Source organism: Gottfriedia acidiceleris (assembly GCF_036421055.1).
GTDB classification, from domain to species: Bacteria; Bacillota; Bacilli; order Bacillales; family Bacillaceae_G; genus Gottfriedia; species Gottfriedia acidiceleris_C.
This window is the reverse complement of the sequence record NZ_JAZGQS010000003.1, coordinates 252197-269321: the sequence shown is the minus strand read 5'-3', so window position 1 is coordinate 269321 and position 17125 is coordinate 252197. Positions and strand designations below refer to the sequence as shown.

17 protein-coding genes and 2 pseudogenes are annotated in these 17125 nt (G+C 32.2%); 18 read left to right on the top strand and 1 reads right to left on the bottom strand.

Annotation, left to right across the window (positions count from 1 at the left end; all coding sequences use genetic code 11):
- The first annotated feature begins 291 nt into the window (after nt 1-291).
- On the top strand, nt 292-1425 hold the full coding sequence (locus RAH41_RS06195) for a zinc-dependent alcohol dehydrogenase (RefSeq protein ID WP_331221299.1): 1134 nt from the start codon (nt 292-294) through the stop codon (nt 1423-1425).
- 35 nt (nt 1426-1460) lie between these two features.
- On the opposite strand, the gene RAH41_RS06190 is transcribed toward RAH41_RS06195, so the two are convergent.
- Nucleotides 1461-2711 carry an MFS transporter gene (locus RAH41_RS06190; protein WP_331221298.1) on the bottom strand — a complete coding sequence of 417 codons (1251 nt, stop codon included), beginning with the start codon at nt 2709-2711 and terminating at the stop codon, nt 1461-1463.
- A gap of 496 nt (nt 2712-3207) precedes the next feature.
- Here RAH41_RS06190 and RAH41_RS06185 point away from each other — a divergent pair, with 496 nt between their 5' ends.
- The 17 genes and pseudogenes from RAH41_RS06185 to RAH41_RS06110 all read left to right on the top strand — a co-directional run.
- The gene (locus RAH41_RS06185) at nt 3208-3582 is read left to right on the top strand and encodes a hypothetical protein (protein ID WP_331221297.1); all 375 of its coding nucleotides are present in this window, start codon (nt 3208-3210) and stop codon (nt 3580-3582) included.
- Nucleotides 3583-3872: 290 nt separating this feature from the next.
- Nucleotides 3873-4751: a LysR substrate-binding domain-containing protein gene (locus RAH41_RS06180; protein WP_419471573.1), complete on the top strand. Its 879-nt coding sequence runs from the start codon at nt 3873-3875 to the stop codon at nt 4749-4751.
- A gap of 256 nt (nt 4752-5007) precedes the next feature.
- Nucleotides 5008-5553, top strand: a complete 546-nt coding sequence (gene ssuE, locus RAH41_RS06175) for an NADPH-dependent FMN reductase (RefSeq protein ID WP_331221295.1) — start codon at nt 5008-5010, stop codon at nt 5551-5553.
- A gap of 29 nt (nt 5554-5582) precedes the next feature.
- Nucleotides 5583-6398, top strand: a complete 816-nt coding sequence (locus RAH41_RS06170) for a transporter substrate-binding domain-containing protein (protein ID WP_331221294.1) — start codon at nt 5583-5585, stop codon at nt 6396-6398.
- Between the two features lie 26 nt (nt 6399-6424).
- Complete coding sequence (locus tag RAH41_RS06165) at nt 6425-7207, top strand: amino acid ABC transporter permease (RefSeq protein WP_331221293.1); 783 nt, start codon at nt 6425-6427, stop codon at nt 7205-7207.
- The gene (locus RAH41_RS06160) at nt 7204-7914 is read left to right on the top strand and encodes an amino acid ABC transporter permease (protein WP_331221292.1); all 711 of its coding nucleotides are present in this window, start codon (nt 7204-7206) and stop codon (nt 7912-7914) included. The genes RAH41_RS06165 and RAH41_RS06160 overlap by 4 nt, the downstream gene beginning before the upstream one ends.
- A complete protein-coding gene (locus tag RAH41_RS06155) occupies nt 7911-8663 on the top strand; it encodes an amino acid ABC transporter ATP-binding protein (protein ID WP_331221290.1) in 753 nt (250 codons plus the stop codon). The genes RAH41_RS06160 and RAH41_RS06155 overlap by 4 nt, the downstream gene beginning before the upstream one ends.
- Nucleotides 8664-8681: 18 nt before the next feature.
- Entirely contained in the window at nt 8682-9692 is a 1011-nt protein-coding gene (locus RAH41_RS06150) for an LLM class flavin-dependent oxidoreductase (protein WP_331221289.1), read from the top strand.
- A 25-nt stretch (nt 9693-9717) separates the two neighbouring features.
- Nucleotides 9718-10884 (top strand): annotated as a pseudogene (locus RAH41_RS06145) (amidohydrolase).
- A 10-nt stretch (nt 10885-10894) separates the two neighbouring features.
- Entirely contained in the window at nt 10895-11368 is a 474-nt protein-coding gene (locus RAH41_RS06140; RefSeq protein ID WP_331221288.1) for a DinB family protein, read from the top strand.
- Between the two features lie 15 nt (nt 11369-11383).
- Nucleotides 11384-11917, top strand: a complete 534-nt coding sequence (locus tag RAH41_RS06135; protein ID WP_331221287.1) for a GNAT family N-acetyltransferase — start codon at nt 11384-11386, stop codon at nt 11915-11917.
- 14 nt (nt 11918-11931) lie between these two features.
- Nucleotides 11932-13260: an LLM class flavin-dependent oxidoreductase gene (locus RAH41_RS06130; protein ID WP_331221285.1), complete on the top strand. Its 1329-nt coding sequence runs from the start codon at nt 11932-11934 to the stop codon at nt 13258-13260.
- 149 nt (nt 13261-13409) lie between these two features.
- The gene (locus RAH41_RS06125) at nt 13410-13691 is read left to right on the top strand and encodes a hypothetical protein (RefSeq protein WP_331221284.1); all 282 of its coding nucleotides are present in this window, start codon (nt 13410-13412) and stop codon (nt 13689-13691) included.
- A gap of 275 nt (nt 13692-13966) precedes the next feature.
- A complete protein-coding gene (locus tag RAH41_RS06120) occupies nt 13967-14638 on the top strand; it encodes a response regulator transcription factor (RefSeq protein ID WP_331221283.1) in 672 nt (223 codons plus the stop codon).
- An 8-nt stretch (nt 14639-14646) separates the two neighbouring features.
- Entirely contained in the window at nt 14647-15882 is a 1236-nt protein-coding gene (locus tag RAH41_RS06115) for a HAMP domain-containing sensor histidine kinase (RefSeq protein ID WP_331221282.1), read from the top strand.
- Nucleotides 15883-16401: 519 nt separating this feature from the next.
- Nucleotides 16402-16569 (top strand): FGGY family carbohydrate kinase, encoded by a 168-nt coding sequence (locus RAH41_RS22590; RefSeq protein WP_419471566.1) that lies wholly within the window; start codon nt 16402-16404, stop codon nt 16567-16569.
- A gap of 2 nt (nt 16570-16571) precedes the next feature.
- Nucleotides 16572-17081 (top strand): annotated as a pseudogene (locus RAH41_RS06110) (FGGY-family carbohydrate kinase); the annotation flags it as partial.
- Nucleotides 17082-17125: the final 44 nt, after the last annotated feature.

Sequence of the window (17125 nt, the reverse complement as noted above, 5' to 3'; positions counted from 1 at the left end):
GGAAATAAAATCCTAAAACTGCAATTAAATTTGTCAATTCTTCAATTAAAAAAGTTAAATCTGCAAATAAAATTGGGGAGATAAGTACATATAAAACTACTAGTCAAAAATAAAAGTAGATGGCTCATAAAAATAATAAGACATTTCAAAAATAACGTTAGTACAGTAAAACTTGAGCTATCGAGCTATAGGTTTTTTGTTATAGAAGAATGTTAGGTTTTTTATTTAAAATTACATATTTACAATTCAAAAGGTAAACCTATGTAAATGACCTAAATTAGGAGGCGTACTATGCGAGCGGTTACTTATCAAGGACATTATAATGTTAAAACGATAAAAGTAGATGATCCAAAACTTCAACATAGAGATGATGTCATTATTAAAATTACTTCAACAGCAATTTGTGGTTCTGATTTACACCTGTATCAAGGCAATTTTCCAATAAAAGAAGGATATATTATTGGACATGAGCCGATGGGAATAGTTGAAGAAGTTGGTCCAGATGTTACTAATTTAAAAAAAGGAGATCGAGTTGTCATTCCATTTACAGTAGCATGCGGAACTTGTCCATATTGTAATCATGGTTTACAAAGTCAATGTGATAACGCGAATCCACATTACGACTCTGGCGCTTATTTTGGCTATACTTCTAAGTTTGGAGATTATCCAGGTGGACAAGCCGAGTATTTAAGGGTACCGTTTGGCAATTACACACCATTTAAAATACAAGAAAGTTGTGAGTTAGATGATGATCATCTACTTTTTCTGTCAGATGTCTTACCAACTGCATATTGGAGTGTTGAAAATGCAGGTGTCAAAGAACGAGATACAGTCATTGTATTAGGATGTGGTCCAATAGGGTTAATGGCCCAGGAGTTTGCCTGGAAAAAAGGTGCAAAAAGAGTTATTGCAGTAGACTATATCGATTACCGATTAGAGCATTCAAAAAAGATGAATAAAACTGAAACCTATGATTTTTCGAAAGATCCGGATATGGGTGAAACCTTAAAGGAGATCACAAAAGGTGGGGCGGATGTTGTCATTGATTGTGTAGGTATGGATGGGAAGAAGTCGCCATTAGAATTTATTGAACAGAAATTAAAATTACAAGGTGGAACACTGGGACCAATTCAAATCGCTACAAAAGCGGTTAAAAAATGTGGAACTGTTCAAATCACAGGTGTTTACGGTGGGAATTATAATGCGTTTCCTTTAGGTGCATTTTTTAATAGAAATATAAATATTAAAATGGGGCAAGCTCCAGCAAGACATTATATGCCATACTTGTATGAACAAATTACTAGTGGCAATATTGATCCGACGAAAATTATTACTCATAAATTATCTTTAGATGAAGCAAATCATGCTTATCATATTTTTAATAATAAAGAAGATAATTGTATTAAAGTGGTTTTGAAACCATAAATAAAGGAGTTCAATTTGAACTCCTTTAAATTTGACTAAAGAGATATATTATTTTGCTTATAATCTAATTGTTTTGAATGCGATATTTTATATGCCATCACTCCAAATGATATTCCCGCCAATCCTCTGAATATTGTTGAGATAATCATCGCAATATTCATACTGAATGATTCAAGTAAAAAAACACCAAATTGTGGAGCGATGAAGGCAACGATTGAAAGTAAGAAATTATAATTGGCAATATAAGAGGTACGATGTTCTTCCTCGGTAGCTTCTAGTAAGCTATTAAATAATATTAAAACTGTACCAGATACAAAAAATCCTGATGTAAAGTTTACGATAAATAAGTATACATAATTTGTTGATAAAATATTTAAAATAGGTGCAGATGCCATTCCGATAGAAATCCAAATTAATAATTGAGTATTACTATAACGATTCGCCATCTTTGCCCACCAACGAAAGCTAACAATTTGTGAAAGTTGGTTGCTTACAGTAAATAAACTAATCCAAAAAGCAGTTGCATGAGCAAATCTTATTTGATAGATCGAAAATAAAGACCATGCCATTTGCCAAGCGAAGTTAAAAAATAGTGCACAGACTAAAAATGAGATATAGGGTTTATACTGAAAAAGATGTTTTGAAAAAGGAGAATAATGATTAGAAATTTCAATTTTTTGCTTCTCCTCTTTATGTTTCAATAGATAAAAGAACTCAATCATTCCGAATATAAACGCAAATAAAAAAAGTAATTGATATGGAAGGGCACTTTTTGGGCTAATGGATTTCATACATATTCCTGCTACAAGCGTTACAATCATTCCTGTAAAGGTAAGTATTCTATTTCGATTTCCAAAAAATGTATTTCGACGGTCCGCAGGTATTAAATCACCAATAAATGCTTGCCAGCTTAAATTTAGAAATGTACCAGGAAAATTCATTAAAGCAATTAAAATAACAAAAAACCATGCGATATGCTCTGATTTAATAAATGGAAGAAAAACCATTATTAATAGAAAAGAACGGGTAAAGAATATAGAGTAAGCAGTGAATTTTCTTTTTTCTTCTAACTTATTTACCATAAAAGCAGCTGGGAGCATTGCGGCCATTCCGACAATTGAAGGTAAGGAAGAAATTAAACCAACTTGATAATTGGTAGCACCTAAAATTGCAATAGCAAATAAAATAAAATAGTTATTTGATAAACTGATTGCGATAGTAGATGCAGCCCCATTTTTTATGCTCTGGGATTCATTATGTAGTACATCTTGTTTACTGTAAATCAACTGACGTTCCTTCTTCCTTTTTAATTTCATAATTTAGATAAAATATTCGATTTGAAATTTTTAAATAATTCATTAGAACAATAGCATATTTATTCATTAAATTCTATGTTTTAGAACTAAGTTTTAATGTAAAATAATGGCTATATTTAGAATGGGATTTTCCAAAAATTAGTTATTAAATTCAGAGTTTAAAAATTGCATTTTTTATTAATTTTTACTAAACTAGAATAATCTGTCTGATGTACTAAGATTCATATTTGACACATATTAAATATTGGAAAGAACATTTTTTAATCGTAAAGCCATACTAATATTAGAATTGACGTAAAAATAATCCCAATTATTTCATCGTCAATTTTTTATTTCACTTTGATGATGAGAAGGCGGGCGTAAGAGCCAATTGCACTTCATCTCTGACTTCGCCTAAAAAAGGTTAGTCAATCGAAGTTTTCTATATTTTACATAATAAAGAATATACGGCAAGGAGAAGAGACATATGTTTTCACCAGTTTACAAAGTAAATGATGATGGAGAAATTTACTTAAGTACAAAAGGTTTTTCAGTAACCTACGACCAATTTAAAGAGGATGAACAAGGAAACGCATATGTAATCGTAAAAAGTGATGAAGAACCTCTAATTAGAGTAAAACTACTTCTTCATAATATTGGAAATGCAAAAACACCAGAATTAGAAGTGAAAAACAAATCTGGATTAGGTCAGGTGGAAATTAGATTACTCCGAGTAAAAATTAAAAAATTCAAAAACGGATGGGGAGCAAAAATTGCTCTATCCAATGGAGAAGTGACGATTAAAGGTGATATACCTAAACACGTCAAGATTCAAGTAGTTCGAAAGGTTAAATTAACGTGACCTTTTTATTTTAATAATAACTAATGAATAGATCCACGATTTTTGTACTTATACGTTTATTATTTTAAAATACTTAATTTGTTGACTAATAGCCTGAGTTCTATATAAGAACTTGGGTTTTTCTTTTAATTATCTTGAATAGTTATATAATCGTAATTAACTTAAAAAAGGATTTTATGAAGCTTCAAAGAATATGTAAGATTAAAATAAATAATATTTTCTAATAGACTTTGAATAATGATGAATATTTAATGTTTATAAATAGACGGATTTTTAAGGATGTGAAAGAAATTAATATTGAAAATATAGAAGCGTTTATTCATGTAATTCACTATGGTAGCTTTAACAAAGCGGCAGAATCACTTTTTCTGTCACAACCAACTGTTACAGCTAGAATTCAATCGTTAGAAAGAGAATTAAATTGTCAGCTTTTTCACCGTTCAAGTAAACAAGTTAATATAACAGAAGAGGGTAAGCGCTTCTTACCGTATGCTCAACAATTAGTTTATATATACGAAAAAGGGAAAATGCACGTTAATCAAAAAAAATCACATAATAACGAATTGAAAATTGGCTGCACAGTTTCGGTATCAAACTATGTTATTTCAGAAATTCTACCAAAACTTTCGGTAAATAATAAAGATTTACATTATAAAGTTATTACAGGTAAAAGTGATGAATTAATTAATAAGGTGTTAAATAATGAGATTGATATTGGGTTTGTTCGGAAAACTAGTCACCCTAGCTTACAATCAATTAAATTATTTGAAGATCCAATTACGCTTTATGTTTACAAAAATCATCCGTTTATTTCAAAAAAAACGATCACAATTCAAGATATCGTTCAGGAAAATCTTATATTCTTTGAATGCGGCTCATTAGATTGGCTTAGAATCCATCGTTTATTTGAAAATCTAGAAGCCCCTCCAAATATAAGGATTCATACTGATAGTTCGGAGATGGCAAAAAAACTTATTATAGAACAATTTGGAATTGCTTTCTTGCCTAGTATCAGTGTGAAAAAAGAAGTTAAAGAAGGAATACTATTTCCAATACATATTGAAGAAACAAAGGGAATCTTTCTTCAAACAAATATTTTCTGTAATCGTGGAGAGTATACAGATTTAATGAATGAAATAGTTGAATTAAGCAAAGAGTTGGTGAAATAGCCAACTCTTTTTTCTTTTAAAATAAGCTAAAAAATATAAGGCGATTTAAGTATTGGGAGCATCCTCAAATGACAATCAACTAGCTCATGCTTAGGGGAACAAAAAATTAATGAGCAATTCAAATATTTAATAAAACGATAGAAAAGTTCTATTGGAATTTACATTGACTAAATATTCTGTCAGTGATAAAGTTTAAAACAATTAATTCCTAGTTAACCTATAAGTAATGTTGGTTTTTAAAAAAGGAGGGAACACGTTGAAGGATCTTGTCATTATCTCTGCTAGCTCATCACCAAACTCAAGATTACATGGCATACTCCAATTTGTAAAAGAAAAGTGGACTAATGAAGGTATTAAAGTATGCGAAGTAAATATTGGAGATTTGCCAACAGAAGCTTTAATTAAAAGCGATTTTAATAATGAAGAAATTAAAGAAGCCCTTAATAAAATTGAGAATTCGATCGGGGTTGTTATTGCTGGACCAGTCTATAAGGCCTCCTATTCAGGTTTATTAAAAATATTTTTAGACTTAATTCCTCAGAATGGCTTGAAGAATAAAGTTGTACTTCCTATCTTCATCGGTGGAACAATTGCCCATTTACTCAGTTTAGATTATGCATTAAAACCAGTTCTCTCTGTTCTTGGGGGAAATCATTATGTTACTGGTGTTTATGCAATTGATGATTGGGTAATAAGAGATTATCAAAATCATTTTTCATTATCTAATGAATTAACAGAGAGATTAAATAAAGCAACGGAAGAATTATCGGAAGAGTTAATTTGGCTAGCAGTAAGACCCTAAAAAAATTATTCAGAAATGAGGAAATTAGAATGAAAAAGTTTGTGATTACACTTGTATCCTTGGGAGTCGTTGTTTTAATCATTACATTTGCTTTAAAAAATAAAGATAAAGAGGCAGCAACCGCTACTGGTTCAAAAGTTCAAAGAATTGTTGTAGGTACTGGTACACAATTTCCAAATGTGTGCTTTATCGATAAAAATGGAAATCTAACTGGTTTTGATGTTGAACTTGTAAAAGAAGTTGATAAAAGATTACCAGAATACAAGTTTGATTTAAAAACATATGAATTTTCAAGCTTATTGTTAAGTCTAGAAACTAAGAAAATAGATTTTGTTGCACACGAAATTGAAAAAAATCCAGAGAGGGAAGAGAAGTATTTATTTAACAAAGAATCTTATGCGCATTGGAAAAATAAAATCGTTGTTGCAAAAGGTAATAATTCAATTCAATCAATTGATGACTTAAAAGGCAAAAAGGTATTAACAACAGCTACAAGTGCAGAAGCACAAATTCTTGAAAATTATAATAAAGAGCATAATAACGCAATTAAAATTGTTTATCAAAATGGTGGAGCAAATGACACTGTTCAACAAATTACGTCAGGGCGTGTAGATGCTACAGTCTCTGCAGATTTTACCTTATCTTTGATTGATCCAAAAGGCGAATTGAAAGCAGTAGGGCCAGCTTTAACTGAGGCTGATGTTTTATTTGCCTTTAGAAAAAATGATACAAAAGATCAAAAATTAGCAGATGCAATTGACGATGCACTATTAAAAATAAAAGCTGACGGAACACTTGCTAACTTAAGCAAAAAGTGGTTAGGTGCTGATTTTACAGAAAATTAAAGCTAAAACCAAAAGGGTGAGAAGGAATGGGTGCTGATTTTAAAGCAGGTTTGATCTTTGAATACTTTATAAAATTACTACCTTTTATAAAGATTTCATTAATCATTGTAGGGAGTTCTATTTTAGTAGGGTTAGGTGTTGGGTTACTTATAGCCTTACCTAGAATGTATAAGGTACCAATTTTTCAAAGAATTTCTCAAATATATGTTTCATTTTTTAGGGGTACTCCAATTTTAATTCAATTATTTTTAATTTATTATGGCGTACCTGAGATATTAAAACTAGTAGAAGTAGATATTAGTAGAATTGATGTTTTATACTTTGTCATTTTAACTTATGGATTACACAGTGCAGCCTTTATTTCAGAAGGAATTCGTGCATCAGTTAGTGCTGTAGATAGAGGGCAAATTGAGGCAGCATATTCTGTTGGAATGGATGGATATCAAGCTTTTAAGCGAATCATAGCACCACAAGCATTCGCTATATGGATCCCTATTTTAGGAAACTTATTAATAGGAACTCTAAAAGATACATCACTAGCATTTACTCTGGGGGTAATGGAGTTAACAGGCCAATCCCAAACATTAGGTTTACTAAATCGTCATTTTATTGAATCCTATCTTGCGCTAGCTCTCGTTTATTTTATTTTAAGTGTCTTTCTTGAAAAAGGATTTATCTTTTTAGAAAACCGCTTTGGAAAATATGAAAGAACAAGTGTTGAAAAGAAAGAAAAAACTTTTATAATCCGTAGCTTATTTGGAAAAATGAACCGAGATGTCGTTGTCGTGAAAGAAGGTACAAGATTATGAAACTAGATTTCTCATTTATTTTGGAGGCATTTATACAAATACTACCAGCAATTCCAACTACACTTTTCATAACTGTTTTGTCAGTTCTTATTGGATTTGTAATAGGAACTTTTACAGCTATTGTTCGTATTTATAAGGTTCCAATATTGAGTCAGGCAGCATCTAGTTACGTTACGATTATTCGAGGAACGCCGATGATTACACACTTGCTAATTATTTATTATTCAATCTCAATGCTATTAGATTCACTTGCGGAGCATTATCATTTTGCTATTAATTCATCATCAATTCCTATGACGGCTTTTGCAATTATTTCCTTTTCTATTACAGCAGGTGCGTATTTATCTGAAGTGGTTAGAGCTGGAATTACCAATATCGATCGAGGACAAATTGAAGCAGCTTATTCAGTTGGTATGACAACAACACAAGCACTAAGAAGAATTGTATTTCCGCAAGCCTTCGCTGTGAGTTTACCAAATTTATCAAATACGTTTATTGGAATGCTACATGGATCAACTTTGGCATTTATTGTTTCTGTTGTAGATATAAACGCAAAGGCACAAATAGTAGCTTCTACAAATTGGAAGTTTTTTGAGGCTTATATCGCAGCAGCACTAATTTTTTGGGGAATTACATTAGTCATTGAAAGAATGACAAGTTTATTAGAAAAAAGATTTAGTGTCTTTAGTCGAGGTGGAGTGAAATGATTACGTTAACGAATGTAACAAAGTCCTTTGGAAAAAATCATGTGTTAAAAGGAATAGATTTAACTGTTAATAAAGGCGAAGTCGTCGCAATTCTAGGTCCTAGTGGATCAGGAAAAACAACTTTACTTCGTTGTATAAATTATTTAGAGAAACCAAATAAAGGAAAAATTACAATAGACGATTTTAAAGTAGATTTTAGTCAAGCTTCAAAAATCGAAATCCTTTCATTGCGCCAGAAAACAGCTATGGTATTCCAACAATTTAATTTATTTAAAAATAAAACAGTAGTTGAAAATGTAATGGAAGGATTAATAGTAGCTAAAAAATGGTCTAAGGAAGCAGCATACAAAAAAAGTGCTGAATTACTTGAGAAAGTAGGCTTAGGAAACAAATTAGATTCTTACCCCCTACAGTTATCCGGCGGACAGCAACAAAGAGTAGGAATTGCTCGGGCGCTTGCTTTAAATCCAGAGGTCATTTTATTTGACGAACCAACCTCTGCTTTAGACCCAGAATTAGTAGGTGAAGTACTAGCGATTATACGAAAAATAGCAAAAGAAGGAATTACAATGATTATTGTCACACATGAAATGGCATTTGCTAGGGATGTTGCAAATCATGTTGTGTTTATGGACGGCGGCATAATTGTTGAACAAGGGAATCCCAAGGCTATCTTCCAATCACCTAAAGAAGAAAGAACAATTCAGTTTTTAAAACGATTTTCAGAGGAAGATATGTACTATATTTAAAAAAATGGAGGAAAGAATATGGGACTTAAATATGGATTCTTAGATCAAAGCATTATTTTTCCTGGTCAAACTGCAAATGAAGTACTTATAAACACGATAAATCTAGCAAAAGAAGCTGAGAGATTAGGATTTAACCGATTTTGGGTATCAGAGCACCACAATTCACAAGGAATTGCTGGATCATCTCCAGAAGTGCTTGTTTCACATATTCTTGCTAAAACTGACCGAATTTCAGTTGGTTCAGGCGGGGTAATGTTACAGCATTATAGTCCTTATAAAGTAGCAGAAAACTTTAATGTATTAGCTAATTTGTCACCAAATAGAGTAGAGCTTGGTATAGGAAGAGCACCGGGCGGATTTCCAAAATCTAGCCAAGAGCTCCAAAAAAACTTGAAAGAACTTCAATCTCTTGAAGAGAAAATTGATGAACTAGAAAATTTTTTATATCAAGATGCTTCAGAAGTAAGTTCGTTTGATTCTTTACAGGCTTCTCCATTACCACAGATTAGAGTTCCACTATTCTTATTAGGAACAAGTGTATCAAGTGCAAAGTTTGCAGCAGAAAAGGGGTATCCATATGCATTTGCATTATTCATAAATAATGACCAAGTGGCAGCAAAGGATGCGATCAAAGCTTATCATAATTCCTTTAATCATCAAAGTGATCGAAAACCAAAGTTTATTTTAGCCTTGTCTACGATTGTGACTGAAACGGAAGAGGAAGCACTAAAATTATCAGATCAATTACAAACTGTCCGAGTTACATTAGGGAATGGTCAAATTGTAAATGTCGGAACGATTGAGCAAGCAGAGATATACGCTAAACAAGCCGGTCAAACTTATACTACAGAAGTTCGAGAGGCAGACGTTCTAAAGGGAACAAAAGAATCTTTTCAAAAAAGAGTTTTTGAATATCAAAAAGAATACGGCATTGATGAATTTATTTTTACATCATTAATTCCAGATTTTGAAAGAAGAGTTCGTTCGCTGCAATTAATGAAAGAGGCTTTTACAGAAATAACTGTCTGACTTAACAGTTTAGGAGTTGAAAACCATGCAATTTGAACTATCTGATGAGCTACTTGAAAAGCTAATTCAAATAAGAAGGAGTTTACATGCAAATCCAGAGTTAGCGTTTGAAGAATATGAAACAACAGCCACACTTGTTCAACTTTTAACAGAATATAACATACGAATCCTACCTTTACCTTTAAAAACAGGAATTGTTGCAGAAATCGGTGATCATAAAAAAGGTTCTACAATCGCTATTAGGGCAGACATTGATGCACTTCCAATCCAGGAGGAAACAGAATTACCTTTTTCATCAAAAAATCCTAATAAGATGCACGCTTGTGGACATGATTTTCATACAGTTGCAATCTTAGGTGCAGCCATTTTATTGAAGGAATTTGAAAGTGAGCTGCCGGGAAAAGTACAGATTCTTTTTCAACCTGCAGAAGAAATTGGTAAAGGTGCATTAGAAATGATTAAAACAAATGTATTAAAGGATACAAAAGTGATTATTGGTATGCATAATAAACCTGATTTAAAAGTTGGAACCATTGGGATAAAATCAGGTCCTTTAATGGCAGCTGCTGACGGGTTTACTGTTGAAATAAACGGGAAATCGAGCCATGCAGCGGTACCGGAAGCAGGGCTCGATTCAATCCTTACTGCATCGCATATTATTACGTCGCTTCAATCGATTGTGAGCCGTAATATTAGTCCGCTTGAAAATGCAGTTGTAAGTGTAACAAAGTTCCATAGTGGGAAAGCATCAAATGTGATCGCAGACAAAGCAGTTTTTAGTGGGACGGTTCGTACATTTAAAATGGAGGTCAGACAGACTATTTAAAATCGATTAAATGAAATAAGCAAGTCTGTTGGCGATGCTTTTAGAACGGATGTTCATACGATTTGGAATCCTGGTCCACCTCCTGTAGTTAATGATAAAAAATTAGCTCGAATTGCAAGAGATATAGCAACTAAACAAGGATTACATGTAATTGAGCCTTCTGTATCTACAGCAAGTGAAGATTTTTCCTATTATTTAGAAGAGATTCCAGGTTTATTCGTATTTTTTGGAACTTCAGGAAAATATGAGTGGCATCATCCTAAATTTGATCTTGATGAGAAAGCAATCCCGCTAAGTATTAGATTTTTTACAGATTTTGCTATCAGAATACTGAATGAACTCTCAAAAAATGTAGTCAAATTATAGGAGGAAATAGATGAATACTTTATCAATTGAAATAAGTGAATTTAATCAACTTTATGACTTACTATCGCAAAAAACTTTCAATCTTTCTAAAGAGAAACTGCATTGGAAGAAAAATGAAAGATCGTGGAGTATTGTAGAAGTGCTAACTCATTTATTAGATCATTCATTTGTAGTGAACTTTCGACTAAGGGAAGTTTTAGCTGGCTCAAGTGTTCAATTACCTGCTTTTGATCAAGATAAATGGATTGCAGGGCAATATGCAAACGAAGGAAATATTGCAGACGTACTAGAAACATATCGTGTTATTTTATATTACAATAGTCAATTGCTTAAAAGACTAACAAGTGATGATTGGAAGAAGAGCGGATTAAATCCTCAAAATGCAATCGTTACAGTTGAAAGCATAATTAAATCTTATATTTCACATGTTCATCTTCATTTAAAACAAATACAACGTATTTTGTATGAATTCAGCTTAGTTTAATTGAGGAGGTAGGCTATGTCTTCAAATCGCTTAATTATTAGAGAGTCCCAAGCAAATGAAAAGGATAATATAAAAAAAGTGTTAATCGATGCGTACGAACAATATGCTTCTATACTATCAAAAGAACAATGGGAAAACTATAAAAATAGTATTATTGATGCAACGGATAACAGCCATACTAAGACAAAGCTTGTTGCGACTGTCGAGAATGTACTATTAGGCGCATGTTTTATCTATGACTCTGCAGAAAAAGCATATGGATTACCTGAGTTAGAGATTAATTATCCGATTATTCGCTTAATAGGTGTTTCTCCTAAAGCAAGAGGATTAGGGATTGCGACAGAATTAATAAAAGCAAGCTGCAATCTTGCATTGGAATGGGGATCGGACAGAATTGTTCTTCATACATCAGATATGATGAAATCTGCTATACGTTTATATGAAAAAATAGGGTTTCAACGTGCTAAGCAATATGAGTTTATGAATGGAGATATCCTTGTTAAAAGCTATGAACTAAAAATGAAAGATACGGCAATATTATTAAAATAATGGAGGGGAACAAAATGACAGAAAGAAAAAAACTAAAGCTTGGGGCACTAGTGCATGGAATAGGAGGCAGTATGTCTGGCTGGCGCCATCCAGAAGTTCAAACGGACGCAAGTGTAAATTTTTCCTATTACCAAGAGCAAGTAAAATTAGCTGAGAACGGAAAATTTGATTTAGTTTTTATTGCAGATGGATTATATATAACAGAAAAGTCGATACCACATTTTTTAAATCGCTTTGAACCGATTACCATATTATCAGCATTAGCAGGAGTAACAAAGAATATAGGATTAGTTGGTACACTCTCAACTACCTATAGTGAACCATTTACTGTAGCAAGACAATTCATGTCAATTGACCATATAAGTAATGGGCGTGCAGGATGGAATTTAGTTACCTCTCCACTTGAAGGCTCTGCTAAAAATTATAGTAGAAATGGTCACCCTTCACATGATGATCGATATAAAATTGCAGAAGAGCATTTAGAGATAACTAGAGGTCTATGGGATTCTTGGGAAGATGACGCGTTTGTTCGTGATAAAGAATCAGGTGTATTTTTTGATCCAAAAAAGCTTCACAGATTAAACTATGAAGGTAAGTATTTTCAAGTAGAAGGTCCTCTTAATATCGGACGCTCTAAACAAGGTCAACCAGTTGTTTTTCAAGCTGGATCTTCAGAGAGTGGTAAGGAATTAGCTGCTAAAGCAGCTGACGCAGTATTTACTGGTCATGACAATATAGAAGAAGCTAAACAATTTTATAAAGATGTAAAAAATCGTGCAGTAGCATATGGCAGATCAAAAGATGATATCGTTATTTTCCCTGGCATTGCTCCAATAGTTGGGCTTACTGAGGAGGAGGCAGAGCAAAAATATTTAGAACTTGTTAATTTAACAAGTATTGAAAATGCATTGGATTATTTAGGTCGTTTCTTTGAGCATCATGACTTTTCACAATATCCTTTAGACGAACCTTTCCCAGACATTGGTGATTTAGGAAAAAATAGTTTTAGAAGTAATACAGATAAAATAAAGAAAGATGCGAAAGAAAAAGGGTTAACACTTAGACAGGTGGCATTACAAGCTGCTACTCCTAGAAGTGCATTTATTGGCACTCCAGAAAAAATAGCTAATCTAATTCAAGAGTGGTATGAACAAGAAGCAGCTGACGGTTTAATGGTATATTCTGCAATTCCAAGTGCATTAAAGGATTTTACGGAACAAGTCATTCCATTATTACAGGAACGAGGAATCTATCGTACAGAATATGAATCGTCTACTTTGAGAGGAAACTTAGGATTACAAATTCCTAAAAATCGTTATAATACTAATCTCGTTAAAAACTAATCACTAAAATTGACTGAAAGCCATCTTTAGATAGATGGTTTTTTTTATGATTTTTATCTTAAAAAAGGCAAAAATAATTAGTTGTTAAGTAAAAATTAAGGATTCTAATACATAATTCAATTAATTGAATTTAAAGGAGTGGAGTCAAGATGGAAGATTTAGAATCAGATTTACTGGAAAAAAATCAAAAAATGACTTTAAAGAATCGTTCAACAACGGGCGCGTTTTCCCCTAAATTCATATCTATTTTATTAGTTATCAATTTAGTGATTGGCATTTTTACGTTAATTGGTGTTGGCTATTTAAGTTATAAAAATAATAATCGAACGGAAATGATGAGAAACTTCCGAAATGGAGGTGGCTTCCCACAAAATGGTAGCGGGGGTTATTTTAATCAACAACCAGGAAGTTCATCAGGTAGCAGCAATTAATAGGAAAATCACATTTGTTGAATATAATAAGGATTATAAAGGTGATATGATAAGTGTAACAAAACAGTATTCAATTATGTTTAGTACAGTTATTGCATTCCCATTATATGTTATCTTATTATTATTTACATTTTCTCTATTAGATAGAGGAACTTTTTAGTGTTTTCCCTGTAGAACTTCAAATATGAGACCAATTCTAGCAGTACGATTTGAATAAATAAAGGGGAGCGTTGTGATATGATGAACGCTTCTTTTTAGTCTAATGGAGGCAAAAAATGAGAATTTTAGTTGTAGAAGATCATATAGAAGTTTTAAATTCAATCGTTGAATTATTATCAAATGATTTTAAGGTAGATAAGGCATTAGAGGGAGAAGAAGGATTTTTCTTGGCGATGCAAAACATATATGATGTGATTGTGTTAGATGTAATGCTGCCCGAGAAAAATGGTTTTGAAATTGTTAAGGACTTGAGAAAAGCAGGGGTACATACACCAGTTCTTTTTCTAACTGCCAAAGATTCATTAGAAGATCGTGTTGAAGGATTAAACATAGGAGCGGACGATTATTTAGTAAAACCATTTCAAGGGCCGGAGTTACTTGCAAGAATTTATGCATTACTTAGAAGAAGTGGTAAATTAGCAATTGATAGTTCATTGAAGTATCAAGGAATCATGTTAAAAGGAAAAGAGCATCCTGTTGAAATAAATAATGAATCGATTCATTTAACAATCAAACAATATGAACTATTAGAATACTTCATTCAAAATCAAGGCAAGATTTTAATGAAAGAACAAATTTTTGATAGAATTTGGGGATTTGATTCTGATACTACTGTTGCGATTGTTGAAGTATATGTACATCAGCTTCGAAAAAAACTAGAGCCATTTAATTATGGAAGCATAATTAAGACTGTCAGAGGAATCGGATATATTATGAAAGATGACTAGGTGAAGAGATGTTTAAGAAAACAAAAATTCGATTAACGATTATAAATTCAGTAGTATTTATCTTAATAATAGGAATCCTTTCTTTCATTATTTATTCATATACTAATAATCGTTTGTATAAAGAAGTTGATCAATCACTTTTATGGAATATTAATCGTATACAAAATAGTGATAATCCAAATCGTTTACCAATTTCCAATCGAGATCCACGTGTTTTAATGATCATGTGGGATGAAAATAAAAAATTAGTAAATCCCATGCCAGGTATGAATGCGATTATTCTACAAGATGAACTTAAATATCCTACAAAAATAAACGAAATATACAATGATAAAATCGGTGATATGAATTATCGAACGATCTCAATTCAAGGTGAGACGAATCGAGGGAAGATTACACTACAAATTTTACGAAATATTGACTCGGAAAAAGATTTAGTTGATACATTATTAATCATATTAATTGTTGGTTGGGTTTTGGGCAGTGCTTTATCTGTTGTAGCAGGTTATATTTTGGCAGGTCGTGCACTCATACCAATAACAAACGCATGGCAAAAACAACAAGAGTTTGTATCGGATGCTTCTCATGAAATTCGAACACCTTTAACTGTCATTCAATCGCGTTTGGAGTTATTGCTTAGAGAGCCAGGCGCAACAATCGAAGATAAGGCACAAGATTTTTCAATTATGTTAAAAGAGAATAGACGCCTTTCCAAACTTGTTGCAAGCTTATTAACATTAGCTAGATCAGATTCAGGGCAAATACAATTAAATAAGAAGATATTTTCTTTAAATGAGTTGTTAGAAGAAGTTGTATCGCACTTCTCTGAAATCATTTCATTTCAAAGTAAAGAAATATTTTTATCGATTAAAGATACGTATTTTTATTTTGGTGATCAAGAAAGAATTCACCAATTACTTGTGATTTTAATTGATAATGCAATGAAATTTACGAACGAAAATGATACGATTCAAATTAGCTGTAATCAAGTGAAAAATAATTTTCTAATTAAGGTTATAGATAGTGGAGTGGGTATAAAAGAAGAAAACCTTCCTCGGATTTTTGACCGTTTCTTTCAAGAAGATGTCTCACGTACATCCAAAAATGGAATTGGACTTGGATTATCAATTGCAAAATGGATTGTTGAAGAACATGGTGGAAAAATCAAAGTTCAAAGTAAAAAAGGAGAAGGGACTAGTTTTGAAGTATCTTTACCGATTATGTCCACTTCAAAAAACAGCTAAATGACAATATAGTACTTAAGAAAGTAATTTGATGATTTCCTCAAGAAAATAAAGTATATTTCCGACATTATTTCCTAAGAAATAACGATAAACTACAATAAATTAATTAAATCAAATGAATTTAATATTAATTTTAGAAAATCTACTGAACTAAGTAGGTTTTTTTATTGGTAGAAAAAGTGAGGGATTTGCAATACAGTACTTTTGTTAAGAAAGAAATCATTAAATGTTAAATAGAATAATTATTTAAGTGAATATGTGTATAATTTTAAAGTTTTTTTTAAATAAGTGAGATGTATACTTGGTAAATCGGGGCTCAGATTCTGCTCCATGGAAAGTAATTTCCTGTAGCTAAAATCAACGCTCTTCTTTCATAGATATTACCTCATAAATATCTTTTGATTTAGTACCGGTTTTATTACATAAAAGAGTAGAAATCAACAATCATCTTTAAATAGATACTAAGTCGCATTTTTACACCACGCCTACATAAAATAATAGTAAGGAGGTCATCCTGAGATGGAAAAATATATTTTATCACTTGATCAAGGGACGACTAGCTCAAGAGCAATTTTATTTGATAAAAAAGGTAAGAATGTACATACAGCTCAAAAAGAGTTTACACAATATTTTCCTCACCCAGGTTGGGTAGAGCATAATGCAAATGAGATTTGGGGTTCGCTGTAGATAGTGAGAGATATGCTACTAGGGTAACCTCATCTGATGGAGTTTACGTTGTACCTGCTTTTGTAGGTCTCGGAACACCATATTGGGATAGTGATGTCCGTGGAGCAGTATTTGGGTTAACAAGAGGTACATCTAAAGAACATTTTATCCGTGCTACATTAGAAGCGCTTGCATATCAAACAAAAGATGTGCTTACAGCAATGGAGGCGGATTCAACTATTTCTTTAAAAACGTTACGAGTAGACGGGGGAGCTGTTAAGAATAATTTCTTAATGCAATTTCAAAGTGATATTTTGAATGTACCTGTGGAGCGACCTTTGATAAATGAAACAACAGCCTTAGGTGCAGCTTATTTAGCTGGTTTAGCAGTGGGATTTTGGAAAAGTAAAGAAGAAATAGCCGGACAATGGCAGATGGATCGATGCTTTGAACAACAAATGACAACTGAATTAAGTAATGAGTTATATTCAGGCTGGAAAAAAGCAATTAAAGCAACTTTAGCATTTAAATAAGAAAACCACTTAACTATTTTTAAATTCGAAACTCTAGGACCTTT